The sequence below is a fragment of the Pseudomonas sp. IT-P100 genome (assembly GCF_949767185.1).
In the GTDB taxonomy this organism is placed as follows: Bacteria; Pseudomonadota; Gammaproteobacteria; order Pseudomonadales; family Pseudomonadaceae; genus Aquipseudomonas; species Aquipseudomonas fluorescens_B.
Genome location: NZ_CATKQK010000007.1, coordinates 94,289 through 111,735, shown reverse-complemented (window position 1 = coordinate 111,735; position 17,447 = coordinate 94,289). Strand labels below are relative to the sequence as shown.

Below are 17,447 nucleotides of genomic sequence, written 5' to 3'. Positions count from 1 at the left end.
TTCACTTCCTCGGGTCGAAGGCATCGCGAGCGGACTCGCCGATGAACACCAGCAGACTCAACATCAACGCCAGCACCGCAAACGCGCTCATGCCGAGCCACGGCGCTTGCAGGTTGGATTTGCCCTGTGCCACCAGTTCACCCAGGGACGGCGCGCCCGGCGGCAAGCCGAAGCCCAAAAAGTCGAGGGCGGTCAGGGTACCAATGGCGCCGGTGAGGATGAACGGCATGAAGGTCATAGTCGAAACCATCGCGTTAGGCAAGATGTGGCGGAACATGATCGCACCATTCTGCATGCCCAGCGCCCGGGCGGCGCGCACGTACTCAAGGTTACGCCCGCGCAGGAACTCGGCACGCACCACGTCCACCAGGCTCATCCACGAGAACAGCAGCATGATCCCCAGTAGCCACCAGAAATTCGGCTGGACGAAACTGGCGAGAATGATCAGCAGATACAGCACCGGCAACCCGGACCAGATCTCCAGGAAACGTTGCCCGGCCAAATCCACCCAACCGCCATAGAAACCCTGCAAGGCACCTGCGATCACGCCGATGATCGAGCTGAGAATGGTCAGCGTCAGGGCAAACAGCACCGAAATCCGGAACCCGTAAATCACTCGCGCCAACACATCGCGCCCCTGGTCGTCCGTGCCCAGCAGGTTGTCGGCCGACGGCGGCGCCGGGGCCGGGACTTTCAGGTCGTAATTGATGCTTTGGTAACTGTAGGGAATCGGCGCCCACAGGACCCAGGCGTCCTTGGCCTTGAGCAATTCGCGGATGTAGGGGCTTTTGTAGTTGGCTTCCAGCGGGAACTCGCCACCAAACGCGGTTTCCGGGTAACGCTTGATCGCCGGGAAATACCAGCTGTTGTCGTAATGCACCACCAGCGGTTTGTCGTTGGCGATCAGCTCGGCACCGAGGCTCAGGCCGAACAGCACGAGAAACAGCCACAGCGACCACCAGCCACGCTTGTTGGCCTTGAACAGTTCGAAACGCCGACGATTGAGAGGGGACAGGTTCATCTCAATGCTCCCGGCTTTCGAAATCGATGCGCGGATCGACAAAGGTGTAGGTCAGGTCACCGATCAGTTTCACCACCAGCCCGAGCAGCGTGAAGATGAACAGCGTGCCGAAGACCACCGGGTAATCGCGGTTGATCGCGGCTTCGAAACTCATCAGCCCCAGCCCGTCGAGGGAGAAAATCACCTCGACCAGCAAGGAGCCGGTGAAGAAGATCCCGATGAAGGCCGACGGGAAACCGGCGATCACCAGCAGCATGGCGTTACGGAAAACATGGCCGTAGAGCACGCGGTGATTGGTCAGGCCCTTGGCTTTTGCCGTCACCACATACTGCTTGTTGATTTCGTCGAGGAAGCTGTTTTTGGTCAACAGGGTCATGGTCGCGAAGTTGCCGATCACCAGCGCGGTGACCGGCAACGCCAGGTGCCAGAAGTAATCGAGCACCTTGCCGCCCATGCTCAGTTCATCGAAGTTGTTCGAGGTCAGTCCCCGTAACGGGAACCAGTCGAAATAGCTGCCGCCAGCGAACACAACGATCAACAGGATGGCAAACAGGAACGCCGGGATCGCGTAGCCGACGATGATCGCCGAACTGGTCCAGACATCGAAGTGGCTGCCATGTCGCGTCGCCTTGGCGATCCCCAGCGGGATCGACACGAGGTACATGATCAGCGTGCTCCACAGCCCGAGGGAAATCGATACGGGCATTTTTTCCTTGATCAGGTCGATGACCTTGGCGTCGCGGAAAAAACTGTCGCCGAAATCCAGGGTGGCGTAGTTCTTGACCATGATCCACAAACGTTCCGGCGCCGATTTGTCGAAGCCGTACATGTGCTCGATTTCTTTCACCAGTGCGGGGTCCAGGCCTTGCGCGCCACGATAGGCCGAGCCGGCCACCGACACTTCGGCACCGCCGCCGGCAATGCGGCTGGTGGCGCCTTCGAAGCCTTCGAGCTTGGCGATCATCTGTTCCACCGGCCCACCGGGGGCGGCCTGGATGATCACGAAGTTGATCAGCAGGATGCCGAACAAGGTCGGGATGATCAGCAGCAGTCGCCGAAAAATATACGCCAGCATCTATTACTCCGTGCCCGCAGGGTCGGCTTGCAGTTTGGTTTCGACTTCTATCGCCGGTGCCACATTGGGCTTGATCCACCAGGTGGCCGTGCCGATGTCATACTTGGGTGAGATTTTCGGATGACCGATGTGGTTCCAGTAAGCTACACGCCAGGTCTTGATGTGCCAGTTGGGGATCACGTAATAGCCCCATTGCAGCACGCGGTCCAGTGCGCGGGCGTGGGCCACCAGGCTTTTGCGCGAATCGGCGTTGATCAGTTGCTCCACCAGTTGGTCCACCACCGGGTCTTTCAAACCCATGGAGTTACGGCTGCCGGGTTTGTCGGCGGCGGCGGACATCCAGAATTCACGCTGTTCGTTACCCGGCGAATTGGACTGCGGGAAGCTGCCGACGATCATGTCGAAGTCCCGTGAGCGCACGCGGTTGATGTACTGCGAGACGTCGACCCGGCGGATCACCAGGTCGATACCCAGATCGCTGAGGTTGCGCTTGAACGGCAGCAGCACTCGCTCGAACTCGGTCTGCGCCAGCAGGAATTCGATGGTCACCGGCTTGCCATTGGCGTCGACCATTTTGTCGTCGACGATCCGCCAGCCTGCTTCTTGCAGCAACTGGTAAGCCTTGCGTTGCTGTGTGCGGATCATGCCGCTGGCATCGGTCACCGGGTTCTGGAACGCCTCGGTGAACACTTGCTCGGGGATCTTGCCGCGGAACGGGTCGAGAATGGCCAACTGATCGGCATCCGGTAAGCCCGTGGCTGCCATTTCCGAGTTTTCGAAGTAACTGCGGGTGCGCACATAGGCACCGTTGAACAGCTGCTTGTTGGTCCATTCGAAGTCCAGCAGCAACGTCAGCGCCTGGCGCACGCGCACGTCCTGGAACACCGGGCGGCGAAGGTTGAACACAAAACCCTGCATGCCGGTCGGATTGCCGTTGGGGATCTGTTCCTTGTTCAGCCGACCTTCGGCGACCGCCGGGATGTTGTAGGCGTTGGCCCAGTTCTTTGCGCTCATTTCCAGCCAGAAATCGAACTGACCGGCCTTGAGTGCTTCCAGGGCCACGGTGTTGTCGCGGTAGTAATCGGTGGTCATCACGTCGAAGTTGTAGAAACCACGGTTGGCCGGCAGGTCCTTGCCCCAGTAATCCTTGACCCGCTCGTAGCGAATCGAACGCCCGGCCTTCACTTCGCTGACCTTGTACGGACCGCTGCCCAATGGCATTTCCAGGTTGCCCTTGTTGAAATCCCGGGTCGCCCACCAGTGTTTCGGCAACACCGGCAACTGGCCGAGGATCAGCGGCAGTTCGCGGTTGTTGTTGTGCTTGAACTTGAACAGGACGGTGAGCGGGTCTTCGGCGACGGCTTCTTCGACATCGCTGTAGTAACCGCGGTACAGCGGCGCGCCATCCTTGATCAGGGTCTGGAAGCTGAACACCACATCGTCGGCACGGATCGGATGACCATCGTGGAAGCGCGCTTCGGGGCGCAGGTAAAAACGCACCCAGCTGTTGTCCGGGGCCTTTTCGATCTTGCCGGCGACCAGTCCGTATTCGGTGAATGGCTCGTCCAGGCCTTGTTTGGCGAGGGTGTCGTAGATGAGGCTGATATCGTCGGCCGGCACGCCTTTGCTGATAAACGGGTTAAGGCTGTCGAAGCCACCGAATCCGGCCTGACGGAAAATTCCGCCCTTGGGCGCATCCGGGTTCACGTAGTCGAAATGTTTGAAGTCGGCCGGGTATTTTGGCGGCTCGTTGTACAGGGTCAGGGCGTGTTGCGGGGCGGCACAGGCCAGCCCGGCGAACAACAGGCCGCTGGCCTGCAAGAGCAGGGCACGTATGGGTTTCATCGATCTTTCTCCGAAGACTTCAGCCACCACGCGCTCAGGCCCAGGGTGTAGGGCGGCGTGGTGACAAAGGCGAACCGGTTGCGGTAGGCCAGGCGGTGATAATTGAGGTACCAGTTGGGAATGATGTAGTGCTGCCACAACAGCACGCGGTCCAGGGCTTTGCCGGCGGCAACCTGTTCATCGCGGGTCTGGGCGGCGAGCAATTGTTCAAGTAAATGATCGACCACCGGATTGGCGATGCCCGCGTAGTTTTTGCTGCCCTTGACCCCGACCTGGCTGGAATGGAAATACTGCCATTGCTCAAGTCCAGGGCTGAGGGTCTGGTTGAGGGTCATCAGGATCATGTCGAAATCGAACTGATCGAGGCGCTGCTTGTACTGGGCGCGGTCCACCGTGCGCAGACGGGCGTCGATGCCGATGCTGGCGAGGTTCTCGACATAAGGCTGGAGGATGCGTTCCAGGTTCGGGTTGACCAGCAGGATTTCCAGGCGCAGTGGTTGTTTGGCCGCGTTCTGCAGGTGTTGGCCATCAAGCTTCCAGCCAGCTTCGGCGAGCAGGCTCAGGGCCTTGCGCATGGTTTCCCGTGGAATGCCGCGCCCTTGGGTCTGCGGCAGGCTGAACGGCTCGGTGAGCAGCTTGGCGGGCAATTGCTCGCGGAACGGCTTGAGCATCAACCATTCATGACCAACCGGAAGACCGGTGGCCGAGAACTCGCTGTTGGGGTAATAACTCATGGCGCGCTTGTAGGCGCCGCTGAACAGCGTGCGGTTGGTCCACTCGAAGTCGAACATCAGCCCCAGCGCTTCACGGACCCTGGCGTCGGAAAACGCCGGTCGCCGGCTGTTCATGAACAGGCCCTGGCTCTGGGTCGGGATCTGATGGGGGATCTGCGCCTTGATGACATCGCCCCGTCGCACGGCCGGGAAGTTGTAACCGTTTTCCCAGTTCTTCGCCTGATGCTCGATATAGATATCGAACTCGCCGGCCTTGAAGGCTTCGAACGCGACGTCGCTGTCGCGGTAGAACTCGACTTCCATGCGGTCGACGTTGTACTTGCCGCGATTGACCGGCAGGTCTTTGCCCCAGTAATCCTTGACCCGTTCAAACACAATCTGGCGTCCGGGCGTGACCGAGGTGATGCGATAAGGACCACTGCCCAGCGGCGGCTCGAAGGTGGTGGCCTTGAAGTCGCGACCTTTCCAGTAATGCTGCGGCAGCACCGGCAACTCGCCCAGGCGCAGGATCAACAGCGGATTCCCGGCACGCTTGAAAACAAAACGAATGCGCTGCGGGTTGAGCACGTCGACCCGCAACACTTCCTGAAGATTGGTGCGGTATTGCGGATGGCCTTCTTTGAGCAGCAGCCGATAGGAGAACGCGACGTCGTACGCGGTGATCGGCGTGCCATCGTGAAACCGTGCTTCGGGGCGCAGGTTGAACACCACCCAACTGCGGTCTTCGCTGTATTCCACCGATTGGGCGATCAGGCCATAACTGGACGTCGGCTCATCGCCGGACGGTGCGTATTGGCCAGTGCCGACCATCAGCGGTTCATTCAGCTCGTTGATGCCGTATTGCAGGAAATTTGCAGTGGAGACCGGGCTCGTGCCCTTGAATGTGTAGGGGTTGAGCGTATCGAAGGTGCCAAACGCCATCACCCGCAACGTACCGCCCTTGGGCGCTTGCGGGTTGACCCAGTCGAAGTGGGTAAATCTGGCCGGGTACTTGAGCGTGCCGAACTGCGCATAACCATGGCTTTCGCTGATCGTCGCGCTTGCGGAAGAGCTCAAGGCCAGGCTGATCAGGAGAAGGAGGAGGGGACGCTTCAAGTCAGAGATCCGATCCAGGCGGCTTGGGCTTTGTGGGCCGTACAGTAACAGCTTGTATGGACAGGAAAAAGACGGGGATTTAATGGGTGGTTAATTGTGAGGTGAAGGTCTGACCGATCGCAGAACCTGTGGCGAGGGAGCTTGCTCCCGTTGGGTTGCGGAGCAACCCCAAAAACTGGAGCCCGGTGATTTCTGGCACTCCGCGTATTTCGGTTTACGACTGCTTCGCAGCCGAGCGGGAGCAAGCTCCCTCGCCACAAAGTCCCGCAAGTGGCTACAAAAAAGCCCCTGAAGTCAGGGGCTGTTTTTTAGTGTGGCGAAGCAACTGTCAGCATCTGCCCCGGCTTCAGCGCTTGGCCGACACGCGGATTCCAGCGCTTGAGGTGTTGCATTTCAACGTTGAAACGCTTGGCCACCATGTAGAGCGAATCACCCTGCTGGACCTTGTATTGGGTTTGCGGCTTCTTGGTCTTCGTCTTGGCATTGGCGGCCACGACGGTGTTGATGCGCCCGTTGCTGCGCTTGGTTTTGTCCTGCATCACCAGCGTCTGGCCGACCTTGAGGTCCTTGCCGGTCAGCTTGTTCCAGCGTTGCAGGTCCTTGACCTCGACCTTGTTTGCCTTGGCGATGGTGCCAAGGTTGTCGCCCCGTTTAACCCGGTAGGCGCGTTTGAGGCTGGCGAGCTGGGTGTCGTCTGCGCCTTCAAATACCGGCTTGAGCGGCGTCTTGCTGATCAATTCTTCGGGACGCATGGTCGACAGGCTGGCGGTCAGCAGCTGCGCCTTGGACGTCGGCACCAGCAAATGCTGAGGACCGTCGATGGTGGTGCGTTGCTTGAAGGCCGGGTTGAGCTGGAACAGTTCGTCTTCATCGATATTGGCCACCGCGGCGACCTTGGACAGGTCCATGCGCTGGTTGATTTCGACGACCTGGAAGTACGGTTCATTGGCGATCGGGTTCAGGTTCACGCCGTAGGCTTCCGGGGCCAGCACCACTTGCGACAAGGCCAGCAGCTTCGGCACATAGGCCTGGGTTTCGGCCGGCAGCGGCAGGTTCCAGTAATCGGTCGGCAGGCCGAGCTTTTCGTTACGCTCGATGGCCCGGCTGACCGTGCCTTCACCGGCGTTGTAGGCTGCCAGGGCCAGCAGCCAGTCGCCGTTGAACATGTCGTGCAGGCGGGTCAGGTAATCCATGGCGGCGGTGGTCGAAGCGGTGATGTCGCGACGGCCATCATAGAAACGGGTTTGACGCAGGTTGAAATAACGTCCGGTGGAAGGAATGAATTGCCACAAGCCAACTGCATTGGCCCGGGAATAGGCCATCGGGTTGTAGGCGCTTTCAATCACTGGCAGCAGCGCCAGTTCCAGCGGCATGTTGCGTTCTTCAAGCCGTTCGACGATGTAGTGAATGTAGAGGCTGCCGCGTTCGCCGGCGTTTTCGAGGAAAGACGGGTTGCTGGCGAACCACAGGCGCTGTTGCTCGATGCGCGGGTTGACGCCCAGGCCTTCCTGCAACTGGAAGCCTTGGCGCATGCGCTCCCAGACGTCCTGTGGGATTTGCGGGGTCGGCTTTTCGCTGAGCCAGATGGGCTTCTGTTTGGCTCGAGCGGCGATATTCGGGGTGTGGGTCGCGTCGGTCTGTGGCACATGGCTGGAACAGCCCGCCAATGTGGCGGACACAGCCACCGCTATGGCTTGAGCCAAGCGGGTCAATGCGTCTGAATTGATGGCTTTACGAATAGATGACGACATTGGCTGGAAGTAAGTTCCGGGCAAAAATGTCGGGGGATTCTAGAAAGCGCACCCCCTGCGGTCAACCATTCAGATTTTTGCTACCAACGGCAACGCTGTTTAGAACGTATCTTTCCAAGCGCGCAGAGCCGCAAAAACCGCACTGGGAGCCCGGTTATGAGCGCCGTTCCGTTCGTCCACTTTTTCTTTAACGGATGTTTCGCCAGTGCGCAAAAACGGGTTTGTCAGCTTTTCAAGGCCCAGCGTAGAGGGCAGTGTGATGATTCCGGCTTCCCGTTGTGCGGTGACGTTGGCCAGGCGTTCGGCGGTGTGCGGGTTGGCAGGCTCGACCGCTGCGGCAAAGCGCAGATTGCTCAAGGTGTATTCATGGGTGCAATAGACCCGCGTATCCTCTGGGAGCGAAGCGAGGCGCGTCAGCGACGCATGCATCTGCTCGGGCGTGCCTTCGAACAGGCGCCCGCAACCGGCGGCGAACAGGGTGTCACCGCAAAACAGCGTTCCCTCATGGTAGAAGGCGATGTGCCCCAGGGTATGACCGGGAACGGTGATCACATCGAAGTCCCAACCCAGCACGTTGATACGATCGTTGTTCTTGAGTGCGACGTCCCGCGCCGGGATGGTTTCGCTGGCCGGGCCGTAGACCTTCGCGTCTGTCGCTTTTTTCAGTTGCTCGACGCCGCCGACATGGTCGTGATGATGGTGAGTGATCAGAATGTCACTCAGCACCCAGCCTGGATTGGCCGCAAGCCAGTCCAGCACGGGCGCGGCATCGCCCGGATCGACCACGGCGCAGCGCCGGGTATCGGTATCTTGTAACAACCAGATGTAGTTATCGGTGAAGGCGGGCAGGGCTGTGATCTGTATCATCGTCGGATTCGCCAAGCGGAAAACAATGGCGCATCTTAGAACTTCCTGGCGCGTTGGAGAATGCAATGACCGATAAAGCGTTCGCTCAGGCTGATCCTGACTGGCTGGCCTTGATCAGCGCGGCCCGTGAATGGCTGTCCGGCCCCCTCGGACAATTTCTGCTGGACGAAGAACGCCGCATGCTTGAAGACGAGCTGGGGCGCTTCTTTGGTGGCTATCTGGTGCATTACGGTCCTTCGGCCGAAACACCGCCGTCCGCCCCGCAGGTCCAGCGCAATGTGCGGCTGGGCGCGCCGTTGCCGGGTGTTGAAATCGTCTGTGAAGAACAAGCCTGGCCGTTGAGCGAGCATGCCGCCGATGTGGTGGTGCTGCAGCATGGCCTGGATTTTTGCCTCTCACCCCACGGTTTGCTGCGTGAAGCGGCGAGCAGCGTTCGCCCCGGTGGGCATTTGCTGATTGTCGGGATCAACCCCTGGAGCACGTGGGGGTTGCGTCACGTGTTCGCCCATGACGCCTTGCGCAAGGCCCGTTGCATTTCACCGTCACGGGTCGGCGACTGGTTGAACCTGCTGGGCTTCGCGCTGGAGAAACGCCGCTTCGGGTGCTATCGTCCGCCGCTGGCGTCCCCCGCCTGGCAAGCCCGTCTGGCCGGCTGGGAGCGCAAGGCCGGTGATTGGCAATTGTCTGGCGGCGGCTTCTATTTATTGGTGGCGCGCAAGATTGTGGTGGGCCTGCGTCCGCTTCGTCAGGAACGTCGCGAACCGATGGGCAAGCTGATCCCCCTGCCGATGGCCAAGGTCAACCGACGCAATATCGAACCGTAACCCCTGTTTTTATTCCCGGCCGGGTTTGCCCCGGCCTCGGGCATCGTCGATCGCTGATCGGCGAGCCACCGCATTTTCTGGATAGATTGGCATGAGCGATAGCGTAGAACTCTTCACCGACGGCGCCTGCAAAGGCAACCCTGGCCCTGGCGGCTGGGGCGCATTGCTGGTGTGCAAGGGCGTTGAAAAAGAACTCTGGGGCGGCGAAGCCAATACCACCAACAACCGCATGGAACTGATGGGCGCGATCCGCGGGCTGGAGGAACTCAAGCGTTCCTGTGATGTGCTGCTGGTGACTGACTCCCAGTACGTAATGAAAGGCATCAACGAGTGGATGGCCAACTGGAAGAAACGCGGCTGGAAAACGGCGGCGAAAGAACCGGTGAAAAACGCTGACCTGTGGAAGCTGCTGGATGAGCAGGTCAACCGTCACAACGTCACCTGGAAATGGGTGCGCGGGCACATCGGGCATCACGGCAACGAACGGGCCGACCAACTCGCCAATCGTGGCGTGGATGAAGTGCGTGGGTACAAGCAGGCTTGATTCGAGCTCAACCGGCGAGCGTGTTAACATCGCCGCTTTTGCACGATTGACCCGTTGAGAGCTGAGCACTGATGGCCACCAGATCCGTTGTACTCGATACCGAAACCACCGGCATGCCGGTGACCGACGGCCACCGGATTATCGAAATCGGTTGTGTCGAGTTGATCGGTCGGCGCCTGACGGGCCGGCATTTCCACGTTTACCTGCAACCGGACCGCGAAAGTGACGAAGGCGCCATTGGCGTCCACGGCATTACCAACGAATTCCTGGTGGGCAAGCCACGCTTCACTGAAGTGGCCGATGAGTTTTTTGAATTCATCAAGGGTGCGCAGCTGATCATCCATAACGCCGCGTTCGACGTTGGTTTCATCAACAACGAATTCGCCCTCATGGGGCAGCACGATCGTGCTGACATCACGCAACACTGCTCGATCCTCGACACCCTGATGATGGCCCGGGAACGTCACCCGGGGCAGCGCAACAGCCTCGACGCCTTGTGCAAACGTTATGGCGTCGACAACTCCGGCCGTGAACTTCACGGCGCCTTGCTCGACTCCGAGATTCTCGCCGACGTCTACCTGACCATGACCGGCGGCCAGACCAGCCTGTCGCTGGCCGGCAACGCGTCCGATGGCAATGGTTCCGGCGAAGGCGCGGACAACTCCGCCACCGAAATCCGCCGCTTGCCGGCTGACCGTCAGCGGACCCGGATCATTCGCGCCAGCGAAGACGACCTGGCCCGGCACGTGGCGCGGATGGAAGCCATTGCCAAATCTGCCGGCGCTCCGGCGCTGTGGGTGCAACTGGCTGAGGCTGAAGCTGAAGCTCAGGCGTAGGCCCTTCCAATAGATCTTGATAAAGCCTGCCGCCCACGATGACCCATTTCGGGGCATTGCACTCGCCACATCCGCCTCGACCCTCTACCCTGAGGGTATTGGCAGGCCAGGGCCTGCCGCCTCAGGACACTGAGCCCCATGTACAAAGATCTGAAATTCCCGGTCCTGATCGTCCATCGCGACATCAAGTCCGACACCGTCGCCGGTGATCGCGTGCGTGGCATCGCCCGGGAGCTGGAGCAGGAAGGCTTCAGCATTGTCTCGGCGGTGGATTACGCCGAGGGGCGGCTGGTCGCGTCGACCCATCACGGTCTCTCGTGCATGTTGATTGCCGCTGAAGACCCCAGCGCCAACTCTCATCTGCTACAGAACATGGCCGAACTGATCAGCCTGGCGCGGGTGCGTGCGCCGGACTTGCCGATCTTCGCGCTGGGCGAGCAAGTGACGCTGGAAAACGCCCCGGCCGATGCGATGGACGAGCTCAATCAATTGCGCGGCATTCTTTATCTGTTCGAAGACACCGTGCCGTTTCTGGCGCGGCAGGTCGCGCGAGCCGCACGCAAATACCTGGACGGCCTGTTGCCACCATTCTTCAAGGCGTTGGTGCAACACACCGCCGACTCCAATTATTCCTGGCATACGCCCGGCCATGGTGGTGGCGTGGCGTATCACAAGAGCCCGGTGGGGCAGGCGTTCCACCAGTTTTTCGGGGAAAACACCCTGCGTTCGGATTTGTCGGTGTCGGTGCCCGAACTGGGTTCGCTGCTCGATCACACCGGCCCGCTCGCCGAGGCGGAAGCGCGAGCGGCGCGCAACTTCGGCGCCGATCACACTTTTTTCGTGATCAATGGCACCTCGACCGCCAACAAGATCGTCTGGCATTCCATGGTTGCCCGCGATGACCTGGTGCTGGTGGACCGCAATTGCCACAAGTCGGTGCTGCACTCGATCATCATGACCGGCGCGATTCCGCTGTACCTGTGCCCGGAGCGCAACGAACTGGGGATCATCGGCCCGATTCCGCTGAGCGAATTCAGCCGCGAGTCGATCCAGGCCAAGATCGACGCCAGCCCGCTGACCAAGGGCCGCGCACCCAAGGTCAAACTGGCGGTGGTGACCAATTCCACCTACGACGGCCTGTGTTACAACGCCGAACTGATCAAGCAAAGCCTGGGCAACAGCGTCGAAGTGCTGCATTTCGATGAGGCCTGGTATGCCTACGCGGCGTTTCACGAGTTCTTCGCCGGGCGTTACGGCATGGGCACTTCCCGCAGCGAAGACAGCCCGCTGGTGTTCACCACCCATTCCACGCACAAACTGTTGGCGGCGTTCAGTCAGGCGTCGATGATTCATGTTCAGGATGGCGGCGCCCGGCAACTGGACCGCGACCGCTTCAACGAAGCGTTCATGATGCACATCTCCACGTCGCCGCAGTACAGCATCATTGCTTCGCTGGACGTGGCATCGGCCATGATGGAAGGCCCGGCCGGTCGTTCCCTGTTACAGGAAATGTTCGACGAAGCCTTGAGTTTTCGCCGGGCACTGGCGAACCTGCGGCAACACATTGCTGCCGATGACTGGTGGTTTTCCATTTGGCAGCCGCCGTCCGTGGAAGGCATCGAACGTGTGGTCACTGAAGACTGGCTGCTGCAACCAGATGCCGACTGGCACGGGTTTGGCGGCGTGACCGACGACTATGTGCTGCTCGATCCGATCAAAGTCACGCTGGTGATGCCTGGCCTGACGGCGGGCGGCGCGTTAAGCGAGCGGGGGATTCCGGCGGCGGTGGTCAGCAAGTTTCTCTGGGAGCGCGGGCTGGTCGTCGAGAAGACCGGTTTGTATTCGTTCCTGGTGCTGTTTTCCATGGGTATCACCAAGGGCAAATGGAGCACGCTGTTGACCGAGTTGCTGGAGTTCAAGCGCAGCTATGACTGCAACGTCAGCCTTTCGACCTGCCTGCCGTGCGTGGCGCAGCAGGACGGTGCGCGCTATAAGGGCATGGGATTGCGCGATCTATGCGATCAATTGCACGCCTGCTACCGCAGCAATGCCACCGCCAAACATCTCAAGCGCATGTACACGGTGCTACCGGAAATCGCCCTGAAACCGGCCGACGCCTATGATCAACTGGTGCGAGGCGAGGTGGAGGCCGTGTCGATCGATGCGCTGGACGGCCGCATCGCCGCCGTCATGCTGGTGCCGTACCCGCCGGGGATCCCGTTGATCATGCCCGGTGAACGTTTCACCGAATCAACCCGCTCGATCATCGATTACCTGGCGTTTGCCCGCACGTTCGACAGTAGTTTCCCGGGGTTTGTCGCCGATGTGCACGGCTTGCAACACGAAGACGAGGGCAATGGGCGGCATTACACCGTCGATTGCATCAAGGAGTGAGGACCTTTCCCAGTATGCAACCGGTCATGAATCCGAAATACCCAGGGCTGTCAGTGCGCGTTGCCGACGATGGTTTCGCCGCTTATATCTGGGGCAGTGATTTCAGCTTTGAAGTCGCGGCCTATGGCGCAGCCGAAATCGGCAAGCCGGTGGAGCAGTGGCCGGTGACACCGATCACCCCTTACCGCAAGTGCTATGGCATAGATCCCGAGGAATTCAGCAGTTTCCGCGATGCCGCCGACAGTGCGATTTTCATGGCGTATCTCGATGATGAGCCCGTGGGCCACCTGGTGGTCAGCACCAACTGGAACGGCTTTGCCCACATCGACGAGCTGGCGGTGCATGCGCCGGCGCGGCGCCATGGCGTGGCCAAGGCGTTGCTGGATGTGGCGCAGTTCTGGAGTCGCAAGAAAAAACTGCCGGGCATCATGCTCGAAACCCAGAACAACAACCTGGGGGCTTGCCGGCTCTATGAACGCTGCGGGTATGTGATTGGTGGTATCGATCATCTGCGCTATCGCGGCATCGATCCCAACACCGCGGAGATCGCGTTGTTCTGGTATCGATTGTTCGATAATCCGCTGGAAAACCCGATCAGCTCGCCAACATCGCCACGGCTTGTTCCGTGACGATATCCAGCAAGGCCTGAGCGGCCGGTGAAGGCTCGCCGTTCTTCAAGGTCAGGGCGTAGACGCTGATCGGTACGGCGGGCGCCAGCGGGCAGGCGTCCAGGCCCGCGGATTTCGCCCCGAGTGCGGTGAACGGATCGACAATCGCCAGACCCTCACCGGCCTCGACCATGCTGCGCATCATCTGGTGTGTCTGAACCCGGGTGTGGACGACGGGAGCAGGGCGTAGCCCGTGCAGTTTGTTGTCGAGCACCGGGCTCAGCGGATCATGACCTTCCAGGCCGACCATCGACTGGCCCGCCAGATCCTGCAGCGAAATGTACTTCTGCTTCGGTTGCAGCCAGCCGTGGGGGGCCAACAGCTGCAGTTTGCCCTGGGCTATGACCTGACAATGAATATCCGCGTGATCGGGGTCGTGCAGGCTCAGGCCCAGATCGCTTTCGCGCAGCAACAGGCTTCGGACGATGTCGCGGGTGGGTTGGCTCAACAGGCTGCAAGGCACGTCGGGCAGACGCCGACGCAGGGCCGCGATGCTCTGGGGTAGCAACTGTTGAGCCAGAGGCGGCGTGCAAATGATGCGAAGGGGTGGGGCCTGATACTGCTTGAGGCTGCTGGCCAGACGCTGGACCGGTTCGAGCGCCTCGTAGACGTGGGCGATTTCGACCTGTAACTCCCGCGCCTCGCGCGTGGCTTGCAAGCGTCCACGCACGCTGGAAAACAACATGAAACCCAGCTGACTCTCAGCGTCACGCAGAATGCTTTCGACCTCGGCCACTGGCAACTGCAACCATTCGGCGGCGGTGCCCAGGTGACCGGTCTGCAGAAGCGCCTGTATCACTTCGATATGACGTAAACGCATGCGTGAAGTCCATGTTCAGCAGGTGAGGGAGTCAGTGGCTGAATCCTAACCCAAGTCCGCGCACAAGACTTCTGCTCATAACGCGAGGTTATGAGGCGACGTTGGTTTCCGGCAGTTTGTCGACATAGGTGTCGGGTTCACGCACGATGGTGACATCCGATTGCACCAGCAAAAACTGGTTGTCATCGAGTTTTCTTACGCGATCGCCAATGGCCAGCTTATAAGTGGTCACAGGCACGGAGCCGGCGAGACCGTCTGCCGACGGGGTGGATTCCTGGAACTCATGCACGGAATAGACACGGCCTTCTGCGTCTCTTGCATGGAACTGACCGACGAGTACTGCTGCCATCTGCTTAGAACCTCTGGAGATAAATCACTCAATTTGCGGTTCTGTAGACCGTGGTTGGGCGAGGTAAGTTTTCCTACAGGAAAAAAATAGTCAGGGACGGCATTTTCAGTCGTCCGCTGAGTGAATCGTCATCTATAACTACAAGCTCTTCCATCGGACAGTCGAGAATCTTCCATGAGCAACGTCTATACGATCGCCGTTCTGGTCGGCAGCTTGAGAAAGGAATCGATCAATCGCAAGGTCGCGTTGGCCCTGGCCGATCTGGCTCCTGCAAATCTCAAACTGAACATCGTCGAAATTGGCGACCTGCCGCTGTACAACGAAGACATCGATGGTGCTTCACCGCCGGCAGCCTACAGCACTTTCCGGCAACAAGTGAGTTCATCCGACGCGTTGCTGTTCGTCACGCCGGAATACAACCGTTCGGTGCCGGCGCCCTTGAAGAATGCGATCGACGTCGGTTCGCGGCCCTATGGCAAGAGCGCCTGGGGTGGCAAGCCTGGGGCGGTGATCAGCGTTTCACCGGGGGCGGTCGGTGGGTTTGGCGCCAACCATCACCTGCGCCAGTCCATGGTGTTTCTCGATGTGCCGTGCATGCAGCAACCGGAAGCGTACATCGGCGGTGCCGGCACAGCGTTCGACGAGACGGGTAAGTTGTCCGAGTCGCTCAAGCCGTTCTTGCAAAAATTCATCGATGCCTATGGGAAGTGGGTCGAACAGCACAAGAAGGTCTGACAAATGCCCGGCAACCCTGTAGGAGCGAGACAAGTCGGGTCGCCGTACCGCTCGCTCCTACAGGGTTGTTGGCAACGCCTGCTGCCAGTGGCGAGAGATCACAGCTAGCCCTCGCCACATGCGGTAGCCGGAAACGTCGCTTTACCGAATATTCGAAATTCCATATATTCACGCCTCGTTTGTCTGGAGGCGTGTTCCCACATGTCCTATTCCCGTGGTCCCGTCGATGTTTTCAAGGCCCTGGCCGATGACACGCGCAGTCGTATCGCCATGCTGATTGCCTGCGAAGGCGAGTTGTGCGTGTGTGAGTTGACTGCCGGGCTGGACCTCAGCCAACCGAAGATCTCGCGTCATCTGGCGCAATTGCGCAGCAACGGGCTGCTGTCGGATCGTCGTCAGGGGCAATGGGTGTTTTATCGCCTGCACCCGCAACTATCGCCGTGGGTTATCACACTGTTGCAAGGCGCATTGGCGGATCACGGCGAATGGCTCGCTGCTGATGTCGCCCGTTTGCAGGCCATGGCTGATCGCCCGGTGCGCTGCTGCTAACCCCGATTTCTTTTGAAGGCTGCTTTACATGCTTATAGCGTCGTTGATTTTCCTGCTGACCATTACCCTGGTGATCTGGCAACCCAAAGGCCTCGGCGTCGGCTGGAGTGCGGTACTCGGTGCGGTGCTGGCGCTGATTTTCGGGGTGGTGCACCTGAGCGATATCCCGCTGGTGTGGCAGATCATCTGGAACGCCACCGGCACCTTTGTCGCGCTGATCATCATCAGCCTGTTGCTGGACGAGGCAGGGTTCTTTGCCTGGGCGGCGTTGCATGTCGCGCGCTGGGGTCATGGCAGTGGGCGCAAGCTGTTTGCCTACATGGTGCTGCTCGGCGCGCTGGTGTCAGCGCTGTTTGCCAATGACGGTGCGGCGCTGATCCTCACGCCCATCGTGATTTCCATGTTACTGGCGTTGCGTTTTTCACCCGCAACGACGCTGGCGTTCGTGATGGGCGCCGGGTTCATCGCCGACACCGCAAGCTTGCCATTGGTGGTGTCGAACCTGGTGAACATCGTTTCCGCCGACTTTTTTCACATCAGTTTCAATCGCTACGCGGCGGTGATGATCCCGGTCAATCTGGTCAGCGTCGCGGCGACGCTGGCGGTGCTGATGTGGTTCTTTCGACGCGACATTCCCAAGGATTACGATCCGCAGCAACTGGCGCATCCGGCCAGCGCCATCCACGACAAAGCGACTTTTTTAGCGGGTTGGGTGGTCTTGGTGATCCTGTTGCTTGGCTGTTTTGCGCTGGAACCGCTGGGCATTCCCATCAGTGCCATTTCGGCGGTGTGCGCGGCGTTGCTGCTGGCCATTGCGGCCCGGGGCCACAAGATTTCCACGCGCAAGGTGATGAAAGAAGCACCGTGGCAGATCGTGATTTTCTCGCTGGGCATGTATCTGGTGGTCTACGGGCTGCGCAACGCCGGACTCACCGGGTATCTGGCGGGCTGGCTGAACGGTTTTGCCGATTATGGCGTTTGGGGCGCAGCGATGGGCACCGGTGTGCTGACCGCGCTCCTGTCGTCGATGATGAACAATCTGCCGACGGTGCTGATTGGTTTGCTGTCGATTGATGCCAGCCAGGCAACAGGCGTGGTGAAGGAAGCGATGATCTACGCCAACGTCATCGGCAGTGACCTTGGGCCGAAGATTACGCCGATCGGCAGCCTGGCGACGTTGTTGTGGCTGCATGTGCTGGAGCGCAAGAGTATCCGGATCGGATGGGGGTATTACTTCAGGGTCGGGATTGTGTTGACGGTGCCGGTGTTGCTGCTGACGTTGGCGGCGCTGGCCGTGCGGTTGTCCGTTTAAACCGGGTTGGCCCTGTCGTGGGCTTGCC

Annotated in this window: 16 protein-coding genes; 8 read left to right on the top strand and 8 right to left on the bottom strand. The window is 59.9% G+C overall.

Annotated elements, in window-relative coordinates; all coding sequences use genetic code 11:
- Position 1 precedes the first annotated feature (1 nt).
- From ACM6IQ_RS06055 to gloB, 6 genes are all read right to left on the bottom strand, one after another.
- Entirely contained in the window at positions 2–1,021 is a 1,020-nt protein-coding gene (locus ACM6IQ_RS06055; RefSeq protein ID WP_017338260.1) for an ABC transporter permease, read from the bottom strand.
- 1 nt (position 1,022) lies between these two features.
- A complete protein-coding gene (locus tag ACM6IQ_RS06050) occupies positions 1,023–2,096 on the bottom strand; it encodes a microcin C ABC transporter permease YejB (RefSeq protein WP_017338261.1) in 1,074 nt (357 codons plus the stop codon).
- Between the two features lie 3 nt (positions 2,097–2,099).
- The gene (locus ACM6IQ_RS06045) at positions 2,100–3,941 is read right to left on the bottom strand and encodes an extracellular solute-binding protein (RefSeq protein WP_414878263.1); all 1,842 of its coding nucleotides are present in this window, start codon (positions 3,939–3,941) and stop codon (positions 2,100–2,102) included.
- Positions 3,938–5,746, bottom strand: a complete 1,809-nt coding sequence (locus ACM6IQ_RS06040) for an extracellular solute-binding protein (protein WP_414878285.1) — start codon at positions 5,744–5,746, stop codon at positions 3,938–3,940. The genes ACM6IQ_RS06045 and ACM6IQ_RS06040 overlap by 4 nt, the downstream gene beginning before the upstream one ends.
- Positions 5,747–6,078: 332 nt before the next feature.
- Positions 6,079–7,521 (bottom strand): transglycosylase SLT domain-containing protein, encoded by a 1,443-nt coding sequence (locus tag ACM6IQ_RS06035; RefSeq protein WP_017338264.1) that lies wholly within the window; start codon positions 7,519–7,521, stop codon positions 6,079–6,081.
- Between the two features lie 99 nt (positions 7,522–7,620).
- On the bottom strand, positions 7,621–8,388 hold the full coding sequence (gene gloB / locus ACM6IQ_RS06030) for a hydroxyacylglutathione hydrolase (protein WP_414878284.1): 768 nt from the start codon (positions 8,386–8,388) through the stop codon (positions 7,621–7,623).
- A 65-nt stretch (positions 8,389–8,453) separates the two neighbouring features.
- Here gloB and ACM6IQ_RS06025 point away from each other — a divergent pair, with 65 nt between their 5' ends.
- The 5 genes from ACM6IQ_RS06025 (at position 8,454) to ACM6IQ_RS06005 (ending at position 13,615) form a co-directional block, all read left to right on the top strand.
- Entirely contained in the window at positions 8,454–9,212 is a 759-nt protein-coding gene (locus tag ACM6IQ_RS06025; protein ID WP_017338266.1) for a methyltransferase domain-containing protein, read from the top strand.
- A 91-nt stretch (positions 9,213–9,303) separates the two neighbouring features.
- Positions 9,304–9,756: a ribonuclease HI gene (gene rnhA, locus ACM6IQ_RS06020; RefSeq protein ID WP_003180633.1), complete on the top strand. Its 453-nt coding sequence runs from the start codon at positions 9,304–9,306 to the stop codon at positions 9,754–9,756.
- 71 nt (positions 9,757–9,827) lie between these two features.
- On the top strand, positions 9,828–10,592 hold the full coding sequence (gene dnaQ, locus ACM6IQ_RS06015) for a DNA polymerase III subunit epsilon (RefSeq protein ID WP_017338267.1): 765 nt from the start codon (positions 9,828–9,830) through the stop codon (positions 10,590–10,592).
- A gap of 138 nt (positions 10,593–10,730) precedes the next feature.
- The gene (locus ACM6IQ_RS06010) at positions 10,731–12,986 is read left to right on the top strand and encodes an Orn/Lys/Arg decarboxylase N-terminal domain-containing protein (RefSeq protein ID WP_414878262.1); all 2,256 of its coding nucleotides are present in this window, start codon (positions 10,731–10,733) and stop codon (positions 12,984–12,986) included.
- 14 nt (positions 12,987–13,000) lie between these two features.
- A complete protein-coding gene (locus tag ACM6IQ_RS06005; RefSeq protein ID WP_017338269.1) occupies positions 13,001–13,615 on the top strand; it encodes a GNAT family N-acetyltransferase in 615 nt (204 codons plus the stop codon).
- Here the strand turns inward: ACM6IQ_RS06005 and ACM6IQ_RS06000 are convergent.
- Together ACM6IQ_RS06000 and ACM6IQ_RS05995 are read right to left on the bottom strand one after the other, a co-directional pair.
- Entirely contained in the window at positions 13,581–14,474 is an 894-nt protein-coding gene (locus ACM6IQ_RS06000; protein ID WP_017338270.1) for a LysR family transcriptional regulator, read from the bottom strand. The two genes, ACM6IQ_RS06005 and ACM6IQ_RS06000, sit on opposite strands and share 35 nt — an antisense overlap.
- Before the next feature lie 88 nt (positions 14,475–14,562).
- On the bottom strand, positions 14,563–14,823 hold the full coding sequence (locus ACM6IQ_RS05995) for a hypothetical protein (RefSeq protein ID WP_017338271.1): 261 nt from the start codon (positions 14,821–14,823) through the stop codon (positions 14,563–14,565).
- Positions 14,824–14,997: 174 nt separating this feature from the next.
- On the opposite strand from ACM6IQ_RS05995, the gene ACM6IQ_RS05990 reads away from it, so the two are divergent.
- The 3 genes from ACM6IQ_RS05990 to ACM6IQ_RS05980 all read left to right on the top strand — a co-directional run bounded on the left by ACM6IQ_RS05990 (position 14,998) and on the right by ACM6IQ_RS05980 (position 17,419).
- Complete coding sequence (locus tag ACM6IQ_RS05990; protein ID WP_017338272.1) at positions 14,998–15,558, top strand: NADPH-dependent FMN reductase; 561 nt, start codon at positions 14,998–15,000, stop codon at positions 15,556–15,558.
- A gap of 201 nt (positions 15,559–15,759) precedes the next feature.
- A complete protein-coding gene (locus ACM6IQ_RS05985; protein WP_017338273.1) occupies positions 15,760–16,107 on the top strand; it encodes a metalloregulator ArsR/SmtB family transcription factor in 348 nt (115 codons plus the stop codon).
- Between the two features lie 28 nt (positions 16,108–16,135).
- Positions 16,136–17,419, top strand: coding sequence for an arsenic transporter (locus ACM6IQ_RS05980; RefSeq protein ID WP_414878261.1), 1,284 nt, complete (start codon positions 16,136–16,138; stop codon positions 17,417–17,419).
- Positions 17,420–17,447: the final 28 nt, after the last annotated feature.

Excerpts from the sequence above, each read along its gene's own strand:
- ACM6IQ_RS05990 (WP_017338272.1), top strand. The coding sequence starts at position 14,998 with ATGAGCAACGTCTATACGATCGCCGTTCTGGTCGGCAGCTTGAGAAAG.
- ACM6IQ_RS06005 (WP_017338269.1), top strand. The coding sequence starts at position 13,001 with ATGCAACCGGTCATGAATCCGAAATACCCAGGGCTGTCAGTGCGCGTT.
- ACM6IQ_RS05980 (WP_414878261.1), top strand. The coding sequence starts at position 16,136 with ATGCTTATAGCGTCGTTGATTTTCCTGCTGACCATTACCCTGGTGATC.
- dnaQ (WP_017338267.1), top strand. The coding sequence starts at position 9,828 with ATGGCCACCAGATCCGTTGTACTCGATACCGAAACCACCGGCATGCCG.
- ACM6IQ_RS05985 (WP_017338273.1), top strand. The coding sequence starts at position 15,760 with ATGTCCTATTCCCGTGGTCCCGTCGATGTTTTCAAGGCCCTGGCCGAT.
- gloB (WP_414878284.1), bottom strand. The coding sequence starts at position 8,388 with ATGATACAGATCACAGCCCTGCCCGCCTTCACCGATAACTACATCTGG.
- ACM6IQ_RS06000 (WP_017338270.1), bottom strand. The coding sequence starts at position 14,474 with ATGCGTTTACGTCATATCGAAGTGATACAGGCGCTTCTGCAGACCGGT.
- rnhA (WP_003180633.1), top strand. The coding sequence starts at position 9,304 with ATGAGCGATAGCGTAGAACTCTTCACCGACGGCGCCTGCAAAGGCAAC.
- ACM6IQ_RS06055 (WP_017338260.1), bottom strand. The coding sequence starts at position 1,021 with ATGAACCTGTCCCCTCTCAATCGTCGGCGTTTCGAACTGTTCAAGGCC.
- ACM6IQ_RS06010 (WP_414878262.1), top strand. The coding sequence starts at position 10,731 with ATGTACAAAGATCTGAAATTCCCGGTCCTGATCGTCCATCGCGACATC.
- ACM6IQ_RS05995 (WP_017338271.1), bottom strand. The coding sequence starts at position 14,823 with ATGGCAGCAGTACTCGTCGGTCAGTTCCATGCAAGAGACGCAGAAGGC.
- ACM6IQ_RS06045 (WP_414878263.1), bottom strand. The coding sequence starts at position 3,941 with ATGAAACCCATACGTGCCCTGCTCTTGCAGGCCAGCGGCCTGTTGTTC.
- ACM6IQ_RS06035 (WP_017338264.1), bottom strand. The coding sequence starts at position 7,521 with ATGTCGTCATCTATTCGTAAAGCCATCAATTCAGACGCATTGACCCGC.
- ACM6IQ_RS06025 (WP_017338266.1), top strand. The coding sequence starts at position 8,454 with ATGACCGATAAAGCGTTCGCTCAGGCTGATCCTGACTGGCTGGCCTTG.
- ACM6IQ_RS06050 (WP_017338261.1), bottom strand. The coding sequence starts at position 2,096 with ATGCTGGCGTATATTTTTCGGCGACTGCTGCTGATCATCCCGACCTTG.